The organism is Pseudonocardia kunmingensis, from assembly GCF_006716445.1.
GTDB lineage: Bacteria > Actinomycetota > Actinomycetes > Mycobacteriales > Pseudonocardiaceae > Pseudonocardia > Pseudonocardia kunmingensis.
The window spans coordinates 108258-129395 of record NZ_VFPA01000003.1 but is presented as its reverse complement, the minus strand read 5'-3'; the positions used below and the strand labels follow the sequence as shown (position 1 = coordinate 129395).

At 73.6% G+C, this 21138-nt stretch carries 23 protein-coding genes; 10 read left to right on the top strand and 13 right to left on the bottom strand.

The features are described 5' to 3' along the window. The first annotated feature begins 2 nt into the window (after positions 1-2). Positions 3-440, top strand: a complete 438-nt coding sequence (locus tag FB558_RS23520; protein WP_142056922.1) for an SRPBCC family protein — start codon at positions 3-5, stop codon at positions 438-440. 14 nt (positions 441-454) lie between these two features. Here FB558_RS23520 and FB558_RS23515 read toward each other — a convergent pair whose 3' ends face one another. Genes FB558_RS23515 through FB558_RS23485 form a run of 7 tightly spaced genes read right to left on the bottom strand, consistent with a single transcriptional unit; the run spans position 455 to position 8246 of the window. Further along, the gene (locus FB558_RS23515; RefSeq protein ID WP_142056920.1) at positions 455-1993 is read right to left on the bottom strand and encodes an acyl-CoA carboxylase subunit beta; all 1539 of its coding nucleotides are present in this window, start codon (positions 1991-1993) and stop codon (positions 455-457) included. Next, positions 1990-2832, bottom strand: coding sequence for an enoyl-CoA hydratase-related protein (locus FB558_RS23510; protein ID WP_142056918.1), 843 nt, complete (start codon positions 2830-2832; stop codon positions 1990-1992). The genes FB558_RS23515 and FB558_RS23510 overlap by 4 nt, the downstream gene beginning before the upstream one ends. A gap of 26 nt (positions 2833-2858) precedes the next feature. After that, complete coding sequence (locus FB558_RS23505; protein WP_142056916.1) at positions 2859-3758, bottom strand: ABC transporter permease; 900 nt, start codon at positions 3756-3758, stop codon at positions 2859-2861. Positions 3759-3767: 9 nt separating this feature from the next. Further along, positions 3768-4754 carry an ABC transporter permease gene (locus FB558_RS23500; RefSeq protein WP_142056914.1) on the bottom strand — a complete coding sequence of 329 codons (987 nt, stop codon included), beginning with the start codon at positions 4752-4754 and terminating at the stop codon, positions 3768-3770. Next, complete coding sequence (locus tag FB558_RS23495; RefSeq protein ID WP_170231492.1) at positions 4751-6277, bottom strand: ABC transporter substrate-binding protein; 1527 nt, start codon at positions 6275-6277, stop codon at positions 4751-4753. The genes FB558_RS23500 and FB558_RS23495 overlap by 4 nt, the downstream gene beginning before the upstream one ends. Next, the gene (locus FB558_RS23490; protein ID WP_142056910.1) at positions 6274-7251 is read right to left on the bottom strand and encodes an ABC transporter ATP-binding protein; all 978 of its coding nucleotides are present in this window, start codon (positions 7249-7251) and stop codon (positions 6274-6276) included. Before FB558_RS23490 ends, FB558_RS23495 begins: the two co-directional genes overlap by 4 nt. Continuing rightward, complete coding sequence (locus FB558_RS23485) at positions 7251-8246, bottom strand: ABC transporter ATP-binding protein (RefSeq protein ID WP_211366791.1); 996 nt, start codon at positions 8244-8246, stop codon at positions 7251-7253. Before FB558_RS23485 ends, FB558_RS23490 begins: the two co-directional genes overlap by 1 nt. A 140-nt stretch (positions 8247-8386) precedes the next feature. On the opposite strand from FB558_RS23485, the gene FB558_RS23480 reads away from it, so the two are divergent. From FB558_RS23480 to FB558_RS23445, 8 genes are read left to right on the top strand one after another with little or no spacing between them, the layout of a single operon-like run. Further along, positions 8387-9049, top strand: coding sequence for a TetR/AcrR family transcriptional regulator (locus FB558_RS23480; protein ID WP_142056905.1), 663 nt, complete (start codon positions 8387-8389; stop codon positions 9047-9049). Continuing rightward, entirely contained in the window at positions 9046-10383 is a 1338-nt protein-coding gene (locus tag FB558_RS23475) for an acetyl-CoA carboxylase biotin carboxylase subunit (RefSeq protein WP_142056903.1), read from the top strand. Before FB558_RS23480 ends, FB558_RS23475 begins: the two co-directional genes overlap by 4 nt. 8 nt (positions 10384-10391) lie before the next feature. After that, positions 10392-10616 (top strand): biotin/lipoyl-binding carrier protein, encoded by a 225-nt coding sequence (locus FB558_RS23470; RefSeq protein WP_198961651.1) that lies wholly within the window; start codon positions 10392-10394, stop codon positions 10614-10616. A gap of 22 nt (positions 10617-10638) precedes the next feature. Further along, positions 10639-11835: a CaiB/BaiF CoA transferase family protein gene (locus FB558_RS23465; RefSeq protein WP_142056899.1), complete on the top strand. Its 1197-nt coding sequence runs from the start codon at positions 10639-10641 to the stop codon at positions 11833-11835. Continuing rightward, positions 11832-12860, top strand: coding sequence for a phosphotransferase family protein (locus tag FB558_RS23460; protein ID WP_142056897.1), 1029 nt, complete (start codon positions 11832-11834; stop codon positions 12858-12860). Before FB558_RS23465 ends, FB558_RS23460 begins: the two co-directional genes overlap by 4 nt. Then, entirely contained in the window at positions 12860-13615 is a 756-nt protein-coding gene (locus FB558_RS23455; RefSeq protein ID WP_142056895.1) for an SDR family oxidoreductase, read from the top strand. Before FB558_RS23460 ends, FB558_RS23455 begins: the two co-directional genes overlap by 1 nt. A gap of 5 nt (positions 13616-13620) precedes the next feature. Next, positions 13621-14406 (top strand): SDR family oxidoreductase, encoded by a 786-nt coding sequence (locus tag FB558_RS23450; protein WP_142056893.1) that lies wholly within the window; start codon positions 13621-13623, stop codon positions 14404-14406. Beyond that, the gene (locus FB558_RS23445) at positions 14406-15629 is read left to right on the top strand and encodes an acyl-CoA dehydrogenase family protein (protein ID WP_142056891.1); all 1224 of its coding nucleotides are present in this window, start codon (positions 14406-14408) and stop codon (positions 15627-15629) included. Before FB558_RS23450 ends, FB558_RS23445 begins: the two co-directional genes overlap by 1 nt. A gap of 15 nt (positions 15630-15644) precedes the next feature. Here the strand turns inward: FB558_RS23445 and FB558_RS23440 are convergent, their stop codons facing one another. Both FB558_RS23440 and FB558_RS23435 read right to left on the bottom strand, forming a co-directional pair. Continuing rightward, a complete protein-coding gene (locus tag FB558_RS23440) occupies positions 15645-16019 on the bottom strand; it encodes a sigma-70 RNA polymerase sigma factor region 4 domain-containing protein (protein WP_246106708.1) in 375 nt (124 codons plus the stop codon). Continuing rightward, positions 16016-17983 (bottom strand): M13 family metallopeptidase, encoded by a 1968-nt coding sequence (locus FB558_RS23435; RefSeq protein WP_142056889.1) that lies wholly within the window; start codon positions 17981-17983, stop codon positions 16016-16018. The genes FB558_RS23440 and FB558_RS23435 overlap by 4 nt, the downstream gene beginning before the upstream one ends. Before the next feature lie 96 nt (positions 17984-18079). On the opposite strand from FB558_RS23435, the gene FB558_RS44005 reads away from it, so the two are divergent. After that, a complete protein-coding gene (locus FB558_RS44005; RefSeq protein WP_142056887.1) occupies positions 18080-18289 on the top strand; it encodes a dodecin in 210 nt (69 codons plus the stop codon). A 175-nt stretch (positions 18290-18464) separates the two neighbouring features. Here the strand turns inward: FB558_RS44005 and FB558_RS44000 are convergent, their stop codons facing one another. The 4 genes from FB558_RS44000 to FB558_RS23415 form a co-directional block, all read right to left on the bottom strand. Beyond that, complete coding sequence (locus tag FB558_RS44000) at positions 18465-18602, bottom strand: hypothetical protein (RefSeq protein ID WP_211366790.1); 138 nt, start codon at positions 18600-18602, stop codon at positions 18465-18467. Positions 18603-18695: 93 nt separating this feature from the next. Continuing rightward, positions 18696-19403, bottom strand: coding sequence for a UPF0158 family protein (locus FB558_RS23425; RefSeq protein WP_142056885.1), 708 nt, complete (start codon positions 19401-19403; stop codon positions 18696-18698). Further along, entirely contained in the window at positions 19403-20188 is a 786-nt protein-coding gene (locus tag FB558_RS23420) for an aminotransferase class IV (RefSeq protein WP_142056883.1), read from the bottom strand. Before FB558_RS23420 ends, FB558_RS23425 begins: the two co-directional genes overlap by 1 nt. Positions 20189-20199: 11 nt before the next feature. Further along, positions 20200-21099 carry a TIGR03564 family F420-dependent LLM class oxidoreductase gene (locus FB558_RS23415; protein WP_211366789.1) on the bottom strand — a complete coding sequence of 300 codons (900 nt, stop codon included), beginning with the start codon at positions 21097-21099 and terminating at the stop codon, positions 20200-20202. Positions 21100-21138: the final 39 nt, after the last annotated feature.

Below are 21138 nucleotides of genomic sequence, written 5' to 3'. Positions count from 1 at the left end.
CCATGCCCCGCCCGTACGCCAGTGGTGTCGTACCCGCCTCCGCCGACGCCGTGTGGTCGCTGATGCGCGACTTCAACGGCCTTCCCGGGTGGCTGCCCGCCGTCAGCGCCAGCGAGCTCACCGAGGGCGGCTCCGGTGCCGAGGTCGGTGCGGTCCGCCGCCTGACGCTGGGCGACGGCGGCGTCGTGGTCGAGCGCCTGCTGGAGCTGCACGACGCCGAGCGGCGCTGCACCTACGAGATCCTCGAGAGCCCGTTCGCCGTGCGCCGCTACGTCTCGACGTTCCGGGTCGCCCCGGTCACGTCGTCGGGTGAGGCGTTCGTCGAGTGGTGGTCGGAGTACGACGCCGAGGGTGCCGACGAGGCCGGCCTGACGCAGACCTTCGCCGACGCGATCTACGGCGGCGGGATCACGGCGCTGGGTACGCACTTCGGCGCCTGAAGCCGGTCACCCGCTCATCCACGGAACCTCCAGCTCACCGGCCCCGGCGTCCGCAGCGGCGCGGCCAGGGACGCGAACTCGCACAGCAGCGGGCGGGTGTCGCGGGGGTCGATGATGTCCTGGATGTTGAACGCCTCGGCCGTGCGGAACGGGGAGCGGATGGCGTCCATCCGCTCCCAGATCTCGGCGAGCATCGCCTCGGGGTCGTCGGACGCCTCCAGATCGGCCCGGTACGCGGCCTCGATGCCGCCTTCGAGGGGGAGCGAGCCCCAGTCGGCCGAGGGCCACGCGTACCGGTACTGCACCCGCGACGCGTTGGTGTGGGCGGCGCCCGCCACCCCGAACACCTTGCGCAGGATCACCGAGCACCAGGGCACGCTCGCCTGGTAGACGGCGTTCAGCGCGCGCACGCCGAACCGCATCGTCGCGGCGCGCTCCGCCTCGACGCCGATCACGAAACCGGGCTGGTCGACGAGGTGCACGACCGGGAGGTGGAACGTCTCGGCGAGGTCGACGAACCACTCGATCTTGCGGGCGGAGGTGGCCGTCATGCCGCCGCCGTAGACCATCGGGTCGCCGGCGAGCACCGCGACCGGCCACCCGTCAAGGCGGGCGAGCCCGGTCACGGCCGAGCGCCCGTGCCCCTTGCCCAGCTCCAGGAACGAGCCCTGGTCGACGACGGCCTCGATGATCGGCCGGATCTTGTACGCGCGCCTGCGGTTGCGGGGGATCGCGCGGATCAGCCAGTCCTCGCGCCGGTCGGTGGCGTCCTCGCCGGGCACCCGTTCCGGCAGCTCGTGCACCGACGCCGGCAGGTAGGACAGGAACCGGCGGGCCCGATCGAAGGCGTCCTTCTCCGACTCGACGACGTCGGTGACCACCCCGTTGGTGCCGTGGATCTCGCTGCCGCCCAGCTCCTCCTTGGTGATGGGGGAACCGAGCCGGGCGACCAGCGGCGGTCCCGCCGCGAAGACCTGCGCGGCCCCGCGCACCATCACCGAGTAGTGGCTGGCGGCCACCCGGGCGGCGCCGAGCCCGGCCACCGGGCCGAGCGCCAGCGCGACGACCGGCACGGTGCCGAGGTTCGCCACCACCCACTCCCAGCCTGGGTTCGCCGGCACGTAGGTGCGACCGATCGCCTCCAGCGCCCGGATCGAGCCACCGCCGCCCGTGCCCTCGACGAGCCGGACCAGCGGCAGCCGCAGCTCGTGGGCGAGCTGCTCGGCCATGATCTGCTTCTCCCGGATCGACGCGTCCGAGGCCCCGCCGCGCACGGTGAAGTCGTCCCCGCCGACGACCACGGGCCGCCCGTCGAGCCGCCCGCGTCCGAACACGAAGTTGGCGGGCTGGAACCGGCCGTCCGGCAGCGGGCGACCGGCGATCGCGCCGATCTCCCGGAAGCTCCCCGCGTCGAGCAGCGCGTCGATCCGTTCGCGCACGGTGAGCCGTCCGGCGTCGTGCTGGCGGCGCACCTTCTCCGGCCCGCCCATCTCGCGGGCCTGCTGCTCGCGGCGGCGCAGCTCGTCGACCTCCGGCTGCCAGCTGTCGGTCATGACCCCTCCCTCACGCCTGCGCCGAAGACCGGCGCCCGCTTCTCCACGAACGCCTGCACGGCCTCCTTGTGGTCCGCGCTCACCCCGCACTCGAGGTGGCGGGGTACCTCGCGGTCCATCGCGTCGTCGAGGTCGCACCGCTGCGCGTCCAGCAGGTTGGCCTTCATCGCGGCGAGGGCCTGCCGCGGTCCGGCCGCCATGTCGGCGGCGGTCGACAGGGCGAACTCGGCGAGCGCGTCGGCCTCCACCACCCAGTCCAGGAGCCCGAGCTCGTGGGCGGCAGTCGCGTCGACCCGCTCGCCGAGGAACAGCAACCGGCGCGCCCGGCTGGGCCCGACGAGCCGGGAGAGCAGCCACGTCGTGCCGTAGTCGCCGGAGAGGCCGACCTTTCCGAAGGCCGTCGCGATGACCGTGTCCGGGCACCCGATCCGCAGGTCGCAGCCCAGCGCGAGCCCGAGCCCCGCGCCCGCCGCGGCGCCCGGCAGCGCCGCGACGGTCGGCTTCGCCATCGTGTGCAGCCGGCCCGTCGTGGCGCGCTGCATCGCCTGCTGGCGCCGCGCCCGCTCCTCCCGCGGCGCGCTCGTCCCGCCGCCTTCGCCGCCGCGAGCGGCGAACGCCTTGACGTCGCCGCCTGCGCAGAACGCGGCGCCGGCCCCGGTCAGCAGGACGGCACCGACGTCGTCGGCCACCTCCATGTCCGCGAGCACGGACGCGAGCGCGGCCAGCATGTCCGGCGAGAGGGCGTTGCGCCGCTCGGGCCGGTTGAGGACCACCACGCCGACCCCGCGCTCCACGCGGGCCAGCAGGTCGTCGGTCCCGGTGTCGATGGTGCGGTCCATGCCTCGGGGGCCTCCTGGGTTCGGGCTCATGCCGTCCTGCGGAACTTCGGGTCGATGGCGCGCTGCGCGACGTCACCGAGCACGGTGAAGGCGAGGGCGGTCGCCACGATGGCGATGCCGGGCGCCAGCATCTGCAGCGGTGCGTGGTAGATGAACGTGTAGGCGCGGGCGAGCATCGAGCCCCAGCTGGAGCCGGGCGGCTGCACGCCCAGGCCGAGGAAGCTCAGGCTCGCTTCCGCGATCAGGGCGTGCGACAGCAGCAGGCTCGCCTGCACCAGCACGGGCTGGATCGCGTTGGGCAGCAGGTGCCGCCGGACCAGGTACCCGCCCCGGCTGCCGAACGTGCGCGCGGCGTCGACGTAGGGCTCCTCCTTGACGGCGAGCACCTGGGCCCGCATCAACCGCGCCACCGACGGGGCGAACACGATGCCCACCGCGATCATCGAGTTGACGAGGCTGGGCTGCAGGGCCGCCGTGATCCCGATGGCGAGGATGATCGCGGGGAAGGACAGCAACGTGTCGATCACGCGCATCAGGGCCATGTCGACGGCGCCGCCGAGGTATCCCGCGGCCAGCCCGAGGGGGATCCCGATCCCGAGCGCCACGCCGACGGCGAGCACACTCGCCAGCAGCGAGGCCCGTGCCCCGTGCAGCAGCCTGCTGAGGATGTCGCGGCCGAGGTCGTCGCTGCCCAGCAGGTACCCGGGCGTCCCGGCGGGCTGCAGGATGACCTCGTAGTTCTGGGCGTTCGGGTCGTGCGGGGCGAGCCACGGGGCCAGCGCCGCGGCCGCGACCAGCACCAGCAGGAACACCGCGCAGGCGACCGCGCGCGGGTCGCGGGCGAGCCGGGACAGCACGCCGGCGGTGGCAGTGGGAGGCGGCGCGACGGCGGTGGTGGGGGCAGCGGGCCGGATCTCGACGGACATGGCCGCTCCTCACGCGATCCGGGGGTCGACGACCCGGTAGACGAGATCCACGAGCAGGTTCGTCGCCAGCACCAGCAACGCCGTGACCAGCACGATCCCCTGGATCACCGGGTAGTCGCGCTGCGTGGTGGACTGCACCACCAGCGATCCGATGCCGGGGATGGCGAAGAGGGCCTCGACCACGACCGTGGCGCCGAGGACCCGGCTCACCAGCAGGCCGATGATCGTGGCGAGCGGCAGCCCGGAGTTCTTCAGGGCGTGCCGCCAGATCCGGGTGCGCCGGGAGAGGCCCTTGGCCTGGTGGGTGCGCATGTAGTCGGACTGCAGCACCTCGATCATCGCGCTGCGCAGCTGCCGGCACACCTCCGCCGCGCCCACCGCGCCGAGCGCGATCGCGGGCAGCACCAGGTGCCACAGCGACCGCAGCGGGTCGTCGGTGAGCGGGACGAACCCGGTGGCGGGCAACCACTTGAGGGTGAGGGCGAACACCAGCACCAGCACCATGCCGAGCCAGAAGTTCGGCACCGCGATGCCCAGCGTCGCCGCCCCGGTGATCACCGAGTCGGAGCTGCGGCCCCGCCGCTGCGCCGCCGCGATCCCCAGCGGCACGCCGATACCCACCGCGACGACCAGCGATGCCGCGCCGAGCGTCAGCGTGGTCGGCAGCCGCTGCCCGATCAGGTCGAGGACCGGCTCGCCGGTGGCGAGCGACGTCCCGAGGTCCCCGGTGACCACGCCCCCGAGCCAGTCGACGTACTGCAGCAGGAACGGGCGGTCGAGCCCCAGCTGCTCGCGCAGCTGGGCCAGCCGTTCCGGGGTGGCGTTCTCGCCCGCGATGGCCTGGGCCGGGTCGCCGGGGATGAGGTGCAGCAGGGCGAACACGAGGAACGTCGCGAGCAGCAGCGTGGGGACCACCCCGGCGAGCCGCTTGCCCACCCCTCGCACCCCGGGAAGCTGCCGCCGGGTCCGGGGAGCGGCGGCCGACGTCGTCGTCATCGCGCGATCCTCACCGTCGTGAACTTCGGTTTGCCCAGCAGGCTCGGCTGGTAGCCGCTGACGTCGTCGCTGTAGACGGCGGCGCTCGCCGGGAAGAACAGGGGCACGAACAGCGCGTTGTCCGCGACGATCGCGGCGAGCCGGGCGAGCCCCTCCCGCCGCTGCGCGAGGTCCGTGCCGGTGTTGGCCGCGGCGAGCGCCTCGTCGATGCCCGGGGTGCCGACGTGACCGGTGTTGTAGTAGCCCTCCGCGGTGAACATCAGCTTGTAGGTCAGGGCGGGGTCGGGCCTGCCGGTCCAGGCCGACAGCATGGCCGGGAAGCGGCGCTCGTTGAAGAACTCGCTGCTGCCCTGGGTGAGCTCGGTCGGGATGAGGTCCACCCGGATCCCGACCTTGCCGAGCTGGTACTTGAGCACCTCGCCCAGCCGGATGCTGGTCGGGTCGGTGTACACGATCATCGGGAAGTCGACGCCGTCGGCGTGCCCGGCCTCGGCCAGCAGGCGGCGCGCCTGCTCCGGGTCGTAGGGGTAGGTGGGCACCAGCGGCTCGGGGTAGGCCCAGTGGGCCGAGGGCAGCGGCGTCCACCCGACCTCGCCGCGCCCGAAGTGCGCCACCTCCAGCAGCTGCTCGCGGTTGATCGCGAGGTTGAGCGCCCGCCGCACGCGCACGTCGTCGAACGGGGGTGCGGCGACGTCGAGGTAGACGATCTTCTGGTAGAGCTGCGGGCTGACGCTCGCGTCGAAGCCGGGGGACTCCTCCAGGTTGCCGATGTCCTGCGGCGGCGGGTCGAACGCGAAGTCCTGCTGGCCCGACCGCAGCGCGTTCACCGCCGTCGAGTCGTCGGTCATGATCGTGAAGGTGATCCCGTCGAGGTGGGGCAACCCCTGCTGCCAGTAGTCGCCGAACCGCTCGACCCGCACCCGCGCGCCGTTCTGCCACTCGACGAACCGCCATGGTCCGGTGCCCACCGGGTTGCGCTCGAACGCCTCCCCGTGCTGCTCGGCGGCGGTGGGGGAGACCATCATCCCGGCGCGGTCGGCGAGCGTCAGCAGCAGCGACGAGTCGGGCGCGGTGAGGTTGAGCCGGACCGTGTGCGCGTCGAGCACGTCGACGCCCGCGATCGCCTGGACGTCGGCCTGGATGTTGGACAGCTCGCCCTGCGCGCGCTCGATGTTGTACTTGACTGCTTCGGCGTCGAAGGGCGTGCCGTCGTGGAAGGTGACGCCGCGGCGCAGGTGCAGCACGAGGGCCGTCGGGTCGCTCTGGTCCCAGGACTCCGCCAACCCCGGCGCCGGCTCCAGCGTCTCCGGGGTGAACGAGACCAACGTGTCGTACATCGTGAACAGGACGCCGTGGTCGGAGCCGGAGTTGCCGCGCTGCGGGTCGAGCGAGGACGGGTTCGACGGCCAGGCGACCTCGAGCACGCCGGGTGTGGCGGCCGTGCCGGTCCCGGCACAGCCGGCGCTGACGATGGCGAGCACCATGCCCACGACGAGCACGGGGAGCCGGGAGAGGCGCGTCATGACCCGACCCCGGTGAGCGCGAGCACGTCGGCGTGGTGGCAGGCGACCCGGTGGCCCGGGCCCAGCTCCCGCCATGCGGGCACCTCCTCCGCGCAGCGCTGCGTGGCGTAGCGGCAGCGCGTCCGGAACCGGCAGCCCGACGGCGGGTGGACCGGGCTCGGGATGTCGCCCTGCAGGACGATCCGTTCGCGCCCGTCGTCGCCGCCGACCCGCGGCTGCGCCGACACGAGCGCCTCGGTGTAGGGGTGGCGGGGCCGCGTGACGAGCTGCTCGACCGGCCCGAGCTCCATCAACCGGCCCAGGTACATGACGGCGACCCGGTCGGCGATGTTGGCCACCACCGACAGGTCGTGGGTGATGAACAGGTAGGCCAGCCCCAGCTCGGACTGCAGCGTGGCCAGCAGCTCCAGGATCTCGGCCTGCAGCGCCACGTCGAGCGCCGACACCGCCTCGTCGCAGACGACGAGCGCCGGGTCCAGGACGAGCGCCCGGGCGATGTTGACCCGTTGCTTCTGCCCGCCGGACAGCTCGTGCGGGTAGCGCGCGCCCAGCTCGCGGGACAGCCCCACGAGGTCGAGCAGCTCCAGGGCACGGGCGCGACGGCGCTCCCGGTCACCGGTCCGGCGGATCGCGAGCGGCTCCTCGATGCTCGCCAGCACCCGCATCCGGGGGTCGAGCGCGGCGTGCGGGTCCTGGAACACCATCTGCAGGTGCGCCGACATCTCCCGGCCCGCTCGCCCCCGCAGGGTGACCAGGTCGGTGCCGCGCAGGCGCGCCGTGCCCGCGGTGGGCCGCACCAGGCGCATCAGGGCCCGTCCGAGCGTCGACTTCCCGGACCCGGACTCGCCGATCAGCCCCAGCGTCTCGCCCTCGTGCACCGCGAAGGAGACGCCGTCGACCGCCTTGACCCGCTCGTCGCGACGCCGGGTCGCGTAGGAGACGTACAGGTCCTCGACGTCGAGCAGGGGCGTCATCAGCGGGCTCCCGGGAGGTCGAGCTCGGCGGAGCGGCCGCACCGCACGAGGCGCGGCGAACCGCCGGGCAGCGCGGCGAGCTCGGGTCTGCGGTCGGCGCACTCGGTCGTGGCGTGGCCGCACCGGGGGTGGAACACGCACCCCGTCGGCACCGCGCTCGGGGCGGGGACGCGGCCCGGGATCGTGCGCAGGACCCGGTGCCGGTCCTCGATGCGGGGGATCGCCTGCAGCAGGCCGGAGGTGTAGGGGTGCTGCGGGGAGCGCAGGACGTCGTCGACCGCACCGGCCTCCACGGCCTCGCCCGCGTAGAGCGTGACCATCCGGTCGCACAGCTCGGCGACCACGCCCAGGTCGTGGGTGATGAACAGGACGGCGGTGCCGCGGTCGCGGGACAGCGCGCGCAGGAGCTCGAGGATCTGCGCCTGGATGGTGACGTCGACCGCGGTGGTGGGCTCGTCGGCGATGAGCAGCCGGGGTTCGCAGATGAGCGCGATCGCGATCATGACCCGCTGCCGCATGCCGCCCGAGAGCTGGTGGGGGTACTCGTCGAACCGGCGGTCCGGGAGCGGGATGCCGACGGCCTCGAGCATCTCGACGGCCGCGCGGCGGGCGGCGCGACGGGTCGTCCGCCGGTGGGCCCGCAGGGTCTCGGTGAGCTGCCGGCCCACGGTGAAGACCGGGTCCAGCGCGGTCATCGGCTCCTGGAAGACCATCCCGATCTGGTCCCCGCGCAGGCGGTTCCACTCCGCGGGCCGGAGCCCGAGCAGGTCGGTGCCCTCGAACCGGATGCTCCCGGTGATCTCGGCGGGTGGCCGGGGGACGAGCCCCATCACCGACAGCGCCGTGAGGGACTTGCCGCTGCCGCTCTCGCCCGCCATGCCGAGGATCTCGCCCTCGCCGATCGCGAACGACACGTCGCGCACCGCGGCGTTGCGACGGCCTGCGGCTGCGGGGAAGGACACGTGCAGGTGGTCGACCTCCAGCACCGGTGACACGTGGCCTGCCCCCTCCATTGCGGGACTGCGTGACGCCGACCACGGTAGGCAGTCCGTGAAAGTGACGTCAATATCGCTTTTTCCGCGGGCCGTGGTTACGCTCGCGTCGCACCACTGCGGCAGCGAAGGCGAGGTGGGACGTGACGGCGGGACGAGCTCTCCCGGTCGCCGATCCGCGGACCAAGAAGGGCCGGGGCTCGAAGGAGGCGCTGCTCCGCGCGGCGCGCGTGGTCTTCGGGAGGGACGGTTTCGCGGCCGCCCGGGTCAGCGACATCGCGGCCGAGGCGGGCATGTCCAACGGCGCCTTCTACCGCTACTACGTGGACAAGAACGCCGTCCTGATCGAGCTGGTCACGATGCTGCTGCAGCAGCTCTACGACGAGTCCCAGGCGCGGTGGAGCCCGCGGGACCCGGTCGACTCCGTCGTGGTGACCACCGAGCGGTACTTCCGCTTCTACGCGCGCAACGCCGACCTGTTCGGGGTGCTGCACGAGACGATGCAGACGCACCCGGAGATCGAGGCGATGCAGGCGGACAACCGCAAGGACTTCCACGAGCGCATCACGCGGATGATCCGGCGGGCCGTGGAGAAGGGGCTGATGCGCGCGGACGTCGACCCGGAGCTCGGCGCGGCGCTGCTCGGCGGCATGACCGAGCACTACGCCTACTACCGCTTCGTCCTGCACCGCTACCCCGAGCGCGACCTCGGTGACGTCAGCCGGGAGCTCGCCAAGGTCTGGGCCGTCGGGACCTTCAGCGAGCAGGCGCGCGGGGACATGGGATCCGGGGAGGGAGCACCGTGATCACGAGCCTGCTGGTGGCCAACCGCGGGGAGATCGCCCGCCGGGTGATCCGCACGGCGCGCGCGCTCGGCGTGCGCACGGTCGCGCTGCACGCCGGCGTCGACGCCGACCTCCCGCACGCCCGGGAGGCGGACGAGGTGGTCGCGCTCGCGGGCCCGGGCGCGTACCGCGACGTCGAGGCGGTGGTGGCGGCGGCCCGGACGTCGGGCGCGGAGGCGGTGCACCCCGGCTACGGCTTCCTCTCGGAGAGCCCCGCCCTGGCGCGTGCGTGCGCGAAGGAGGGGCTGCTGTGGGTGGGCCCCGACCCGGAGTCGATGGAGCTGCTGGCCGACAAGGTCGCCGCGCGCAACCACGTCGCCGCGCGCGGCGTGCCGGTGCTCCCCGGCACGGCCGACGCCGTGACGGGGGTGGACGAGGCGCTGGCCGCGGCACGGCGGCTCGGCTACCCGCTGATGGTCAAGGCGACCGCGGGGGGCGGCGGCATCGGGATGGGCGTGGCCGGCGACGACGCGCAGCTCGCGAAGGCCGTGACGACGGCGGGGTCGCGCGGGCGCGGCGCGTTCGGCGACGCGCGGGTGCTGCTCGAGCGCTACCTGCCGGGCGCGCGGCACGTGGAGGTGCAGGTGCTCGGGTTGCCCGACGGTTCGGTCGTCGGCTTCCCCGAGCGGGACTGCTCGGTGCAGCGGCGGCACCAGAAGGTGGTGGAGGAGACCCCGTCGCCCGCGGTGGACCCGCCGCTGCGGGCGCGGCTGCGCGCCGCGGCCGTCAGCGCCGCGGAGAGCGTGGGCTACCGCAATGCGGGCACGGTCGAGTTCCTGCTGCAGCCCGACACCGGTGAGTTCTTCTTCCTGGAGGTCAACACCCGGCTGCAGGTGGAGCACCCGATCACCGAGGAGGTGTGCGGGGTCGACCTCGTCGCGCTGCAGCTGCAGGTGGCGGCGGGCGCGGACGTCCGGGTGGAGCCGCCGCGGGCGCGGGGCCACGCGATGGAGTTCCGCGTGTGCGCCGAGGACCCGGTGCGCTTCCTGCCCGGTCCGGGCGCGGTGGCGGAGTGGGTCGAGCCGGCGGGACCGGGGATCCGGGTGGACTCCGGCTACGCGGCGGGCACGACCGTCACCCCGCACTTCGACCCGCTGCTCGCGAAGCTGGTCGTCAGCGGCGCGGACCGCGCGCAGGTGCTCGACCGGGCGCGGCGGGCGCTGGCGGGGTTCCGGGTGCGCGGGCCGAAGTGCAACCTGCCGTTCCTGGTGGAGGTGCTCGCCAGTCCCGAGTTCGCCTCGGGCGACTACGACACGGGGATCGTGGACCGGCTCGTCGCGTCGCGGCGGCCGTGATCGAGGAGGTGCAGCAGTTGGCCGAGATCCGAGCCGAGATGGTGGCGAACGTCTGGAAGCTGGTGGCAGCCGAGGGCAGCGCGGTCGACGTCGGGGACGAGATCTGCGTGCTGGAGTCGATGAAGATGGAGATCCCCGTCGTCGCCGAGACCGCAGGCGTCCTGGCCCGGATCGCCGTGGCCGAGGGCGACGCCGTGCAGGAGGGCGACCTCATCGCCGTCGTCGAGTCCTGAGGGGGCGCCGACCGTGACCGGAATGAGCGCCCTGGACGGGGTGCGCGTCCTCGAGATCGCGCACTACATCGCGGGCCCGCAGTGCTGCCAGATCCTCGCCGACCACGGCGCGGACGTCGTCAAGATCGAGCCGAGGACGGGCGAGCAGGGCCGCCGGTCCTGGCCGATGCACGAGGGCGACAGCCTCTACTTCGCCGCCAACAACCGGGGCAAACGCAGCGTCACGCTCGACCTGGCGCGCCCGCAGGGCCGGGAGGTGCTGCACGACCTCCTGCGCACGGCGGACGTGCTGGTCACCAACTACGCGCCCGGCGTGCCCGAGAAGCTCGGGTTCGGCGTGGACGACGTGCACGCGGTCAACGAGCGCACCGTGGTCGTGCACGTCACCGGGTTCGGGCGCACCGGCCCGAAGTCGGGGTGGGTCGCCTACGACGGGATCGTGCAGGCGATGAGCGGGCTGGCCGACATGACCGGCTCCCCGGACGGGCCGCCGACCGTCGCCGGGCCGTTCGTCGCCGACAACGTCGCCGCCCTGCAGGCCACCATCGCGGTGCTGCTCGGGCTCGCGGCGCGCGAGCGCACCGGCGTCGGGCAGCTCGTCGACGTCGGCATGCTCGACGGGCTGCTGCCGCTGCTCGGCCACCACGTCGCCGCGTCCGCGACCGGCCATGCGCCCACCCGGTTCGGCAGCGAGCTGCCCACCTCGTTCTGCGGGCTCTACCCCGCCGCGGACGGCTGGGTCTACCTCGCGCCCGTGACGCCGCGCATGTGGGCGCGGTTCAGCGCGATCCTCGGCCGTCCGGAGTGGGCGGAGCGGGAGGCCGCGGAGCCGCGCTGGCGGGTGCACCACCGGGCCGAGCTCAACCCCGTGGTCACGGCCTGGACGCGCGAGCGGACCACGGCCGAGATCGTCGCCGTCCTGCAGGACGCGGACGTGGTCTGCGGGCCCGTGCAGTCGGTGGGCGACGTACTGGCCGACGAGCACGTCCGCGAACGCGGGATGACCCACGACGTCGAGCTGGCGGGCGGGGCGACGGTGCCCATGGCCGGTCCCGCGCTGCGCCTGGCCGCAACCCCGGCCCGGCCCGGCGACCGGTCGCCTGCGCTGGGCGAGGACGAGGACGCCGTGCTCGCCGAGCTCGGCTACTCCGCCGCCGCCGTCGCCGGGCTGCGCTCGGCCGGGATCACCGGCGCGGCGGGCCCGGTGGACACCAGGTGACGGGGCGCGACCTGCCCGGCCTTGATCTCGGCCGTCTGCGGGCCCACCTCGACGCCGAGCGGCCGGGGATGGTGCGGGGCGAGCTGCGCGGGCACCTCGTCGCAGGCGGCAGGTCCAACCTGACCTACGAGGTCGGCGACGGGCACTCCACCTGGATCGTGCGCCGGCCCCCGCTCGGACACGTGCTGGCCACGGCGCACGACATGGCCCGCGAGCACCGCGTGATCACCGCGCTGCGTGACACCGCGGTGCCGGTGCCGCGGACGTTCGCCCTGTGCACGGACCCGGACGTCATCGGCGCGCCCTTCTACGTGATGGAGAAGGTCGAGGGCGTGCCGTACCGGACCGCCGACGAGCTCGCCCGGTTCGGCCCGGACGAGGTCCGCGCGATCGCCCTGCGGCTGGTCGACACCCTCGCCGAGCTCCACGCGGTGGATCCGGCCGGGGTGGGCCTGGGCGACTTCGGGCGTCCCGACGGGTACCTCGCGCGGCAGGTGAAGCGCTGGAAGCAGCAGCTCGACGCGTCGCGCAGCCGCGACCTCGCCGGCGCCGACGCGCTGCACCGGCGGCTCGCCGAGAGCGTGCCGGAGCAACAGCCCGCCGCGATCGTGCACGGCGACTACCGGCTCGACAACGTGCTCGTCGACGACGGGCAGGTCCGCGCGGTCCTGGACTGGGAGATGGCCACGATCGGCGACCCGCTGGCCGACGTCGGGCTGCTGCTGGTCTACCAGCGCCGCCACGAGCTCGGCGGCACCTTCGTCGGCGGCGTCGCGACCGCATCCGGGTTCCCGTCGCCGCAGGAGGTCGTGGCGCGCTACGCCGAGCGGAGCGGGCGGGACCTGTCGCGGCTGGGGTTCTACCTCGCGCTCGGCTACTTCAAGTCGGCCGTGATCTGCGAGGGCATCCACTACCGGTACCAGCAGGGGCAGACCGTGGGGGAGGGCTTCGACACCGTCGGGCGGGCCGTCGAACCGTTGCTGGCGGCCGGGCTGCAGAGCATCGACCAGGGAGGACGTCGCTAGTGGACACGACGAGGTTCGAGGGCAAGGCCGCGATCGTCACCGGCGCCAGCCGGGGCATCGGGCTCGCGATCGCGCAGCGGATCGTCGACGAGGGCGGGCGGGTGTGCCTCACCGCGCGCAAGCAGGAGGCGCTGGACCAGGCGGTCGCCGCGCTGGGCCCGGAACGGGCGATCGCGGTGGCGGGCAAGGGCGACGACACCGGGCACCAGGAGTCGGCGGTCGAGGCGACGCTGGAGGCGTTCGGCCGGATCGACTGCCTCGTGAACAACGCCGGGATCAACCCGGTGTACGGGCGGCTGATCGACCTCGACCTCGGCGCCGCGCGGAAGATCGTCGAGGTCAACTGCCTCGGCGCGCTGTCGTGGACGCAGCGGGCCTACCACCGCTGGATGGCCGAGCACGGCGGATCGGTGGTCAACGTCGCCTCGGTGGCCGGGCTCGGGTCGTCGCCGGGGATCGGGTTCTACGGCGCGAGCAAGGCGATGCTGATCAACATGACCCGGCAGCTGGCGGTCGAGCTCGGGCCGTCGGTGCGGGTCAACGCGGTCGCCCCGGCCGTCGTCAAGACCGACTTCGCCAAGGCGCTCTACGCCGAGGGCGAGGAGAAGGTCGCGCAGGCCTACCCGCTCAAGCGGCTCGGCGTGCCCGCGGACATCGGCAGCGCCGTGGCGTTCCTGCTGTCCGAGGACGCCTCCTGGATGACCGGGGAGCTCGTCGTGCTCGACGGCGGCGTCACGCTCACCCGCGAACGGTGACGGGCGTGGACCTCTCCGGGAAGGGCGTGGTCGTCACCGGTGCCGGGCGGGGGATCGGGCGGGCGATCGCGGACCTGTTCGCGACGCGCGGGGCTCGCGTCGTCGTCAACGACCTCGACGCCGAGGCGGCCGGATCGGTGGCGCGCGAGGTCGGCGGGCACGCCGTCCCGGGCGACGCCGCATCCGAGGCCGGGGTGGAGGCGCTGATCGCGGCGGCCCGGGACGCGGTCGGGGAGGTCGACGTCTTCTGCGCCAACGCCGGGATCGCCGGCGCGGGCGACGTCACCACCGGGGAGGACCGGTGGGCCGAGATGCTGGACGTGAACGTGATGGCGCACGTGCGCGCGGCGCGCCTGCTCGTCCCCGGCTGGGTGGAGCGCGGCGACGGGCGGTTCGTCGTCACCGCGTCGGCGGCCGGCCTGCTGACCTCGCTGGGCAGCGTGCAGTACGCGGTGACCAAGCACGCGGCCGTGGCGTTCGCCGAATGGCTCGCCGCCACCTACGGCGACCGCGGGCTCGCGGTGCACTGCATCTGCCCGCAGGGCGTCAACACGCGGATGCTCGCGAACGCCGGGAGCCGGCGGGGGATCCTCACCCGCGACACCGCGCTCGAGCCCGAGCAGGTCGCCGGCGCGCTGTGGGACGCGATGACGGCAGGCGAGTTCCTCGTGCTGCCGCACCCGCAGGTGCGCGACTACACAGTCCGTCGCGCCGCCGAGCACGAGCGGTGGCTCGCGGGCATGCGCAAGCTGCAACGTCGCCTCGACCACCCCGATCCTGAGGAGCAGTGATGGAGTTCGCCTTCGACGCCCGTACCGAGGAGCTGCGCGCGCAGCTGCTCACGTTCATGGACGAGGCCGTGTACCCGGCCGAACAGACCTTCCACGACCAGCTCGACGCGCTGGAGAACCCGTGGGCCTGGTCGACGGTCCCGGTCCTTGCGGAGCTGCGCGCGGCCGCGCGATCACGCGGGCTGTGGAACCTGTTCCTGCCCGGCGAGCACGGCGCAGGCCTCACCAACCTGCAGTACGCGCCGCTGGCGGAGATCACCGGGCGGTCCGGCATCGCTCCGGCCGCGATCAACTGCTCGGCCCCCGACACCGGCAACATGGAAGTGCTGTCGATGTTCGGTTCGGAGATGCAGCGCAAGGAGTGGCTCGACCCGCTGCTCGCGGGTGAGATCCGCTCGTCGTTCGCGATGACCGAGCCCGACGTCGCGTCGTCGGACGCCACCAACATCAGCACGCGGATCGAGCGCGACGGCGACGACTACGTCCTCAACGGCCGCAAGTGGTGGATCACCGGGGCGCTCAACCCGGACGCCGCGGTCTTCATCGTCATGGGCAAGTCCGACCCGGAGGCGGCGCGGCACCGACAGCAGTCGATGATCCTCGTCCCGCGCGACACCCCGGGGCTGACCATCAAGCGCGGGATGGAGGTCTTCGGCTACGACGACCGGGAGAAGGGCGGGCACGCGGAGCTGGAGCTCGCCGACGTGCGGGTGCCGGCGGCGAACCTGATCGGGCAGGAGGGCGACGGGTTCGCGATCGCCCAGGCACGGCTGGGCCCCGGCCGCATCCACCACTGCATGCGCGTGGTCGGCGTCGCGGAGCGGGCGCTGGAGCTGATGTGCGCCCGCGCGGCGCAGCGGGAGGCGTTCGGCAAGAAGTTGTCCGAGCAGGGCGTGATCCGGGACTGGATCGCCGAGGCCCGGGTGCGGATCGAGCAGCTGCGGCTGCTGACGCTCAAGGCCGCCTGGCTGATGGACACCGCGGGCAACAAGGGCGCGCACACCGAGATCCAGGCCATCAAGATCGCCGCGCCGCAGACGGTGGAGTGGATCGTGGACAAGGCCATCCAGGTGCACGGCGCGGGCGGGCTGTCCCAGGACTTCCCGCTGGCCAAGCTGTTCGCGAGCATCCGCACCCTGCGGTTCGCCGACGGGCCCGACGAGGTGCACAAGAACGCGCTCGCCCGCAACGAGCTGCGCCGCCAGGCGGAACGCCACGGCTGAGGCCGTGGCGCCGGGCTACTCCTTGAGCCAGGCGTACGCCGTCTGGCGGGAGATGTTGAGGGCCTTCGCCATCGCGCTCAGCTCCAGGCCCTGCTGTTTTCCGGCTGCCAGCAGCTCCTGCTGGCGGCCGCGCAGCTCCTCCAGGCGCTCGGCGACCTCCCGCATCTGCGCGAGCAGCGCCTCCGCCTCGGGCCCGGCACCGCTGCGGCTGCGACCGGCCCCGGGGCGGGGGTAGCGGCGGACCTCGTCGGCGTCCCACCGCTTGCGCCCCTGTTCGTCCGGCTCCGGGAGCGGGGCCGGGGCCTGCCCGCGCGAGACGTAGCCGAGCCACGTCGCGGGCTTCACGCCCCAGGCCGCCGCGCACTCGGCGCTGCTCCAGGTCTGCGTCACCAGATGCGCACCCGCTGCTCCGGCGCCCGGAACAGCGCGTCGTCGGGCTGCACGTCGAACGCCTCGTGGAACGCGTCGAGGTTGGCGACGACGGCGTTGCAGCGCAGGTCCGGCGGCGAGTGCGGGTCGATGGTCAGCCGGCGGACCGCCTCGGCCTCGCGCGTGACCGCCCGCCACACCTGCGCCCAGCCGATCAGCACGCGCTGCAGTCCGGTGAAGCCGTCGAGCACGGGCGCCTCGGCGCCGTCCAGCGCGATCTCGTAGGCCTTGATCGCGATCGTCAGGCCGCCGAGGTCGCCGATGTTCTCCCCGACGGTGAGCGCGCCGTTGACCGTGTGGTCGGGCAGCCCGGCGGGGGAGAGGGCGTCGTACTGGGCGATCAGGGCCTGGGAGCGGCGGTCGAACTCGGCGCGGTCGCCCGCCTCCCACCAGTCGGTCATGGTGCCGTCGCCGTCGTACTTCGAGCCCTGGTCGTCGAAGCCGTGCCCGATCTCGTGGCCGATCACGGCGCCGATCCCGCCGTAGTTGGCGGCGTCGTCGGCCTCGGGGTCGAAGAACGGCGGCTGCAGGATCGCGGCCGGGAACACGATCTCGTTCAGGCGCGGGTGGTAGTAGGCGTTGACGGTCTGCGGCGTCATCAGCCACTCGTCGCGGTCGACAGGGCCGCCGACCTTGGCGAGCTGGAAGTCGGTGTACCAGGAGGCGGCGCGCAGCGCGTTGCCGAGCAGGTCGTCGGCGCGGATCTCCAGCGCCGAGTAGTCCTTCCAGCGGTCCGGGTAGCCGATCTTGGGCGTGAACTTCGCGAGCTTCGCCAGCGCCCGTTCCCGCGTGGCCGGGCTCATCCAGTCCAGCTCCGAGATGCTTCGCCGGTAGGCCTCGACGAGGTGGGCGACGAGCTCGACCATCCGCTCCTTCGCCGCCGCCGGGAAGTGCCGCTCGACGTAGAGCGCGCCGACGGCCTCACCGAGCGCGCCCTCGACGACCGAGACCCCGCGCTTCCACCGCTCCCGCAGCTGCGGCGTGCCCGACAGGGTGCGGCCGTAGAACGCGAAGTCCTCCTCGACGATCGCCTCGGTGAGGTGGTCGGCGCACGCCGAGGCGGTGCGGATGGCGAGCCACTCCTTCCACTGCGCGAGCGGCCGCTCGGCCCACAGCTTCGCGGCCGCCGCCACGAAGCTCGGCTGCCGCACGATGACCTCGTCGAACGCACCGGCGGGGGCGTCGAACGCCGCGAGCCACGGTTCCCAGTCGAACTCCGGCGCGTTCTCCCGCAGCGCGGGCAGCGTCATCAGCGTGTAGGTCTTCTCGGCGTCGCGGTTGGTGACGCGGTCCCACGAGACGGCCGCGAGCGCGGTCTCCAGCTCCATCACGCGGTCGGCGAGCCCGGCCGGGTCGGGCAGGCCGACCAGCTCGGCCAGCCGGGCGAGGTGCGCGACGTAGGCGGCGCGGGTCTCGGCGTGGGCGTCCTCGCGGTAGTAGGACTCGTCGGGCAGCCCGAGCCCGGACTGCTCGAGCTGCACGAGGTAGCGCTCGGCGTTCTTCGGGTCGGTGCTGACGAACGCGGCGGCCAGCGCCGCGCGCCCCTCCCGCTGCCTGCGCCCGAGCACGGCGGCCAGCGCCGCCTTGTCGCCCGCGGCCGCGACCTGGTCGAGCAGCGGCTGCAGCGGGGTGGTGCCGAGCGCCTCGATCCGCTCGACGTCCATGAAGGAGGCGTACAGGTCGGCGATCTTGCGGGCGTCGGTGCCGGGCTCGCCGTCGGCCTGCTCCACGATCGCGCGCACGTCCTCCTCGGCCCGGTCGCGCAGCGCGCGGAACGCGCCGTCCTGCGCCCGGTCGTCGGGGATCACGTGGGTGCTCAGCCAGCGGCCGTTGACGTGGCCGAACAGGTCGTCCTGCGGGCGGATGGCGGGGTCGACCCACCGGAGGTCCAGGCCGGAGTGCGCCGGGCGCGTCGAGGTGGTCACGCCCCCATCCTGCCCGTCGCCACCCGGGCCGCGCACACGCCTCGCGACGTCGGCCTGTACCCGGCGCCGCGGGGCCACCCGTGGTTCGCTCGGGTCATGGACCACGTGTACCGCGTCACAGAGATCGTCGGCAGCAGCTCCACCAGCCTCGACGAGGCCATCCGCCACGGCATCGACCGCGCCACGCAGACCTTGCGCAACGTGGACTGGTTCGAGGTCACCGAGATCCGCGGGGCCGTGCAGGAGGAGCGGGTGAGCTACTTCCAGGTCGGGATGAAGGTGGGGTTCCGGCTCGACGAGGGCTGAGCCGGTGCGGTGGCGCCCGGTGGAGGCGGCGGCGGCGCCGGGGAAGCCGTCGCGGAACGGGTTGGCTCCGGACGGAGGAGCCGCGCAGGGCGCAAAACCGCACCCAGGCCGAGGTCGAGAAGCTGAGTCGGGAGTTGGACGACGTGAGCCGGCAACGAGCGCTGGTGCTGCGGTATCAAGAGCCGCTGGTCCGGCCGTACTCGGCGAAGCGGCGGACGTCTGCTCCACCGACCGCCGGATTCGCGACGACGTGTTCATGCTCCACCGCGCTGAGCAGCGAGCCCTCGGCGAGCTCGTCATCATCGAGGGGCACGATGCTGAGGGGCGAACACGTGCGACGGGCCGGACGGACGGCACGTTCGTTCGATAGAGCGGTACGAATGTGCCGTTCGTTCCACTCGGGGCCTCAGGGCGCCGGGCGCGGTCGTCGCGGAGCCACCGCGATCCCCGCGTCCGCCAGCCAGGCCCGTGCCCGGCCGCGCAGGTGCTCGTCGGAGAAGACATGGAACTCGTGGATGCGGTCGTGATCGGCGAGGACGTCCCTGAACCGCCGGAACGCGCCTCGGCCACGGATCGCCTCCTCCAGGCGCTCGGCCAGCCTGCCGTCGACCCGGGTCCGGATGAACTCCTGCATGTCGAGGTAGCCGTCGTGGGAGCCGCTGTCGATGTACAGCCAGCGGTCCTCGTCTTCTTCTTCTTCTTCTTCTTCGGTCGTCTCCATACCGGTCGTGGCGTAGTCGAAGGTGTACTCGGGCCACGCCTCGCCGGTCTGCAGGTCGAGCCGCCCGCCCTCGGAGTCCTCGAACACCATGATGAGCTGCTCGAGGTCGATGGGCACGGGCCGCAGCTCGCGGGTGGAGCGGCCCTCGAGCTGGTCGGCGAGCTCGTCATCACCCGTCCAGCCCCGTGCGCGCAGCCGCGCGGCGCAGTCGGCGGCGAGCTCGGCCGCCCCGTCGACCTGGTCGGCGAGGGCGGCGACCAGGCCGTCCCCGATCATCTGCAGCGCGCCGGCCTCGGCGAGCAGCCGCCCGTCGCGCACGAGTGCGACGAGGGTGGCCCCGTCGCCCAGGCGGAGCGCGCCTCGCAGCTCCCCGAGCTGCTCCCGATCGATCATCAGCTCGCCGCGGTCCGCTCGTCGATGTAGCGGCGCAGGGCCTCGGCGGCCGCCGCCGTCACCGGGCCGGGAACGGCCGGCAGCGCGCGGCCGTCGATCGCGGACACCGGCTGCACCTCGCGCGTGGTCGAGGCCAGGAACGCCTCGTCCAGCCCGGTGAGCTCGTCGCGGGCGAGGCCGCGCTCGCTCGCCCCCGTGAGTGCGAGGACGTGGCGGCGGGTGATCGAGTCGAGGATGTGGTCCGCCAGCGGCGGGGTGTGCAGGGCGCCGCCCCTTACGTAGAAGAACGCCGAGGTCGGCGCCTCGAGCACCCGGCCGTCCGGCGTCACCAGGAGCGCCTCGTCCGCGCCCGCCTCGCGCGCGAGCCGGGACGCGAGCATGTTGGCCGCGTAGGACAGCGACTTGACCGCGTCGAGCACGCGCGTCGGGGCGTACTCGACGGTGCCCAGCGTCACGGACTCGCCTCTCTCGGGGAGCGGGGCGAGCACGGCCACCCGACGCCCGCCGCGGGTGATCAGCAACCGGATCGTGCCGTCGACGGCGCCCGCCTTCGCGAGCAGCGCGTCGACCTCGGCCCGGGCAGCCCCGAGGTCGAACTCCAGCCGCACGTTCGCCGCCGAACGCAGCAGGCGGGCGAGGTGCTCGTCCCAGGCGAAGGGGCGCCCGGCGTAGAGGCGCGCGACCTCGAACACGCCGTCCCCGCGCAGCAGCCCCTCGTCGGTGACCGGGATCGTCATCTCCTCGGCCCGGCCGATGGTGCCGTTCACCGATGCCAGCTCGTCCACGGACGGCAAGCCTACGGACGGCAGTGCAGCAGCAGCGCGCGGCTGCGGGCCTGCAGCTCCGAGGGCCCGAAGGGGGAGCCGACGAACTCGTCGACGCCCGCTGCGCGCATCTCCTCGATCCGCGCGGCGACCTGCGACTCGGTGCCGATCAGCGCCGCGTCCTCGGGCCCGGCCCAGCCCTCGCGGTCGAGCATCGCGCGGTAGGAGGGCAGCTTCCCGTAGATCGCGAAGTCCTCGGCCGCCTGCGCGCGGGCTGCCGCGGCGTCGTCGGTGACGCAGATCGGCAGCGCGCCGATCACCTCCACCGGACGGTCGCCTGCGGCCTCGCGCAGCCCGGGGCCGGTGTGCTCGGCCAGCGTGCGGGGCCCGGTCATCCATGTGATCGTGCCGGCCGTGCGGCGCCCGGCGAGGCGCAGCATCTGCGGGCCGAGGGCGGCGACGTACACCGGGGGCGTCGGGGCGTCCGAGATCGTGAGCCGCCCGCGCGTGCTGGTGAACTCACCCGTGGCGTCGGCGGCGTCGCCGGAGAGCAGAGGCAGGAGCCCGTCGAGGAACTCGGACATGCGGCGCACGGGCCGCTCCCACGACATGCCCCAGACGTTCTCGACGACCATCTTGTGGCTCAGCCCGAGCCCCAGCAGCAGCCGCCCACCGGAGATCAGGTTGACGGTCAGGGCGCGCTGGGCCAGCTGCATCGGGTGCTGCACCTGGATCGGCAGCACGCCCGTGCCGACCTCGATGCCCTCGACCTCGCGGAGGGCGACGGCCAGGGTCGTCAGCAGGTCGGGGTCCTGGGGGAGCTGCGAGGTCCACGCGCGGGTGAAGCCCTCGTCGCGCAGGCGCCCCAGGCGCTCGACGTAGCGGTCCACGGGGGAGCGGCCCCCGAGGAAGGTCAGGACGCTGATCCGCATCTGCGCCACTCTGCCACGGCGTTCACAGGTGCGAACGAA

What these genes read in the sequence shown, in the direction of transcription:
- FB558_RS23520 (WP_142056922.1), top strand. Translation starts at nt 3, where the DNA reads ATGCCCCGCCCGTACGCCAGTGGTGTCGTACCCGCCTCCGCCGACGCC.
- FB558_RS23515 (WP_142056920.1), bottom strand. Translation starts at nt 1,993, where the DNA reads ATGACCGACAGCTGGCAGCCGGAGGTCGACGAGCTGCGCCGCCGCGAG.
- FB558_RS23510 (WP_142056918.1), bottom strand. Translation starts at nt 2,832, where the DNA reads ATGGACCGCACCATCGACACCGGGACCGACGACCTGCTGGCCCGCGTG.
- FB558_RS23505 (WP_142056916.1), bottom strand. Translation starts at nt 3,758, where the DNA reads ATGTCCGTCGAGATCCGGCCCGCTGCCCCCACCACCGCCGTCGCGCCG.
- FB558_RS23500 (WP_142056914.1), bottom strand. Translation starts at nt 4,754, where the DNA reads ATGACGACGACGTCGGCCGCCGCTCCCCGGACCCGGCGGCAGCTTCCC.
- FB558_RS23495 (WP_170231492.1), bottom strand. Translation starts at nt 6,277, where the DNA reads ATGACGCGCCTCTCCCGGCTCCCCGTGCTCGTCGTGGGCATGGTGCTC.
- FB558_RS23490 (WP_142056910.1), bottom strand. Translation starts at nt 7,251, where the DNA reads ATGACGCCCCTGCTCGACGTCGAGGACCTGTACGTCTCCTACGCGACC.
- FB558_RS23465 (WP_142056899.1), top strand. Translation starts at nt 10,639, where the DNA reads ATGAGCGCCCTGGACGGGGTGCGCGTCCTCGAGATCGCGCACTACATC.
- FB558_RS23445 (WP_142056891.1), top strand. Translation starts at nt 14,406, where the DNA reads ATGGAGTTCGCCTTCGACGCCCGTACCGAGGAGCTGCGCGCGCAGCTG.
- FB558_RS44005 (WP_142056887.1), top strand. Translation starts at nt 18,080, where the DNA reads ATGGACCACGTGTACCGCGTCACAGAGATCGTCGGCAGCAGCTCCACC.
- FB558_RS23425 (WP_142056885.1), bottom strand. Translation starts at nt 19,403, where the DNA reads ATGATCGATCGGGAGCAGCTCGGGGAGCTGCGAGGCGCGCTCCGCCTG.
- FB558_RS23415 (WP_211366789.1), bottom strand. Translation starts at nt 21,099, where the DNA reads ATGCGGATCAGCGTCCTGACCTTCCTCGGGGGCCGCTCCCCCGTGGAC.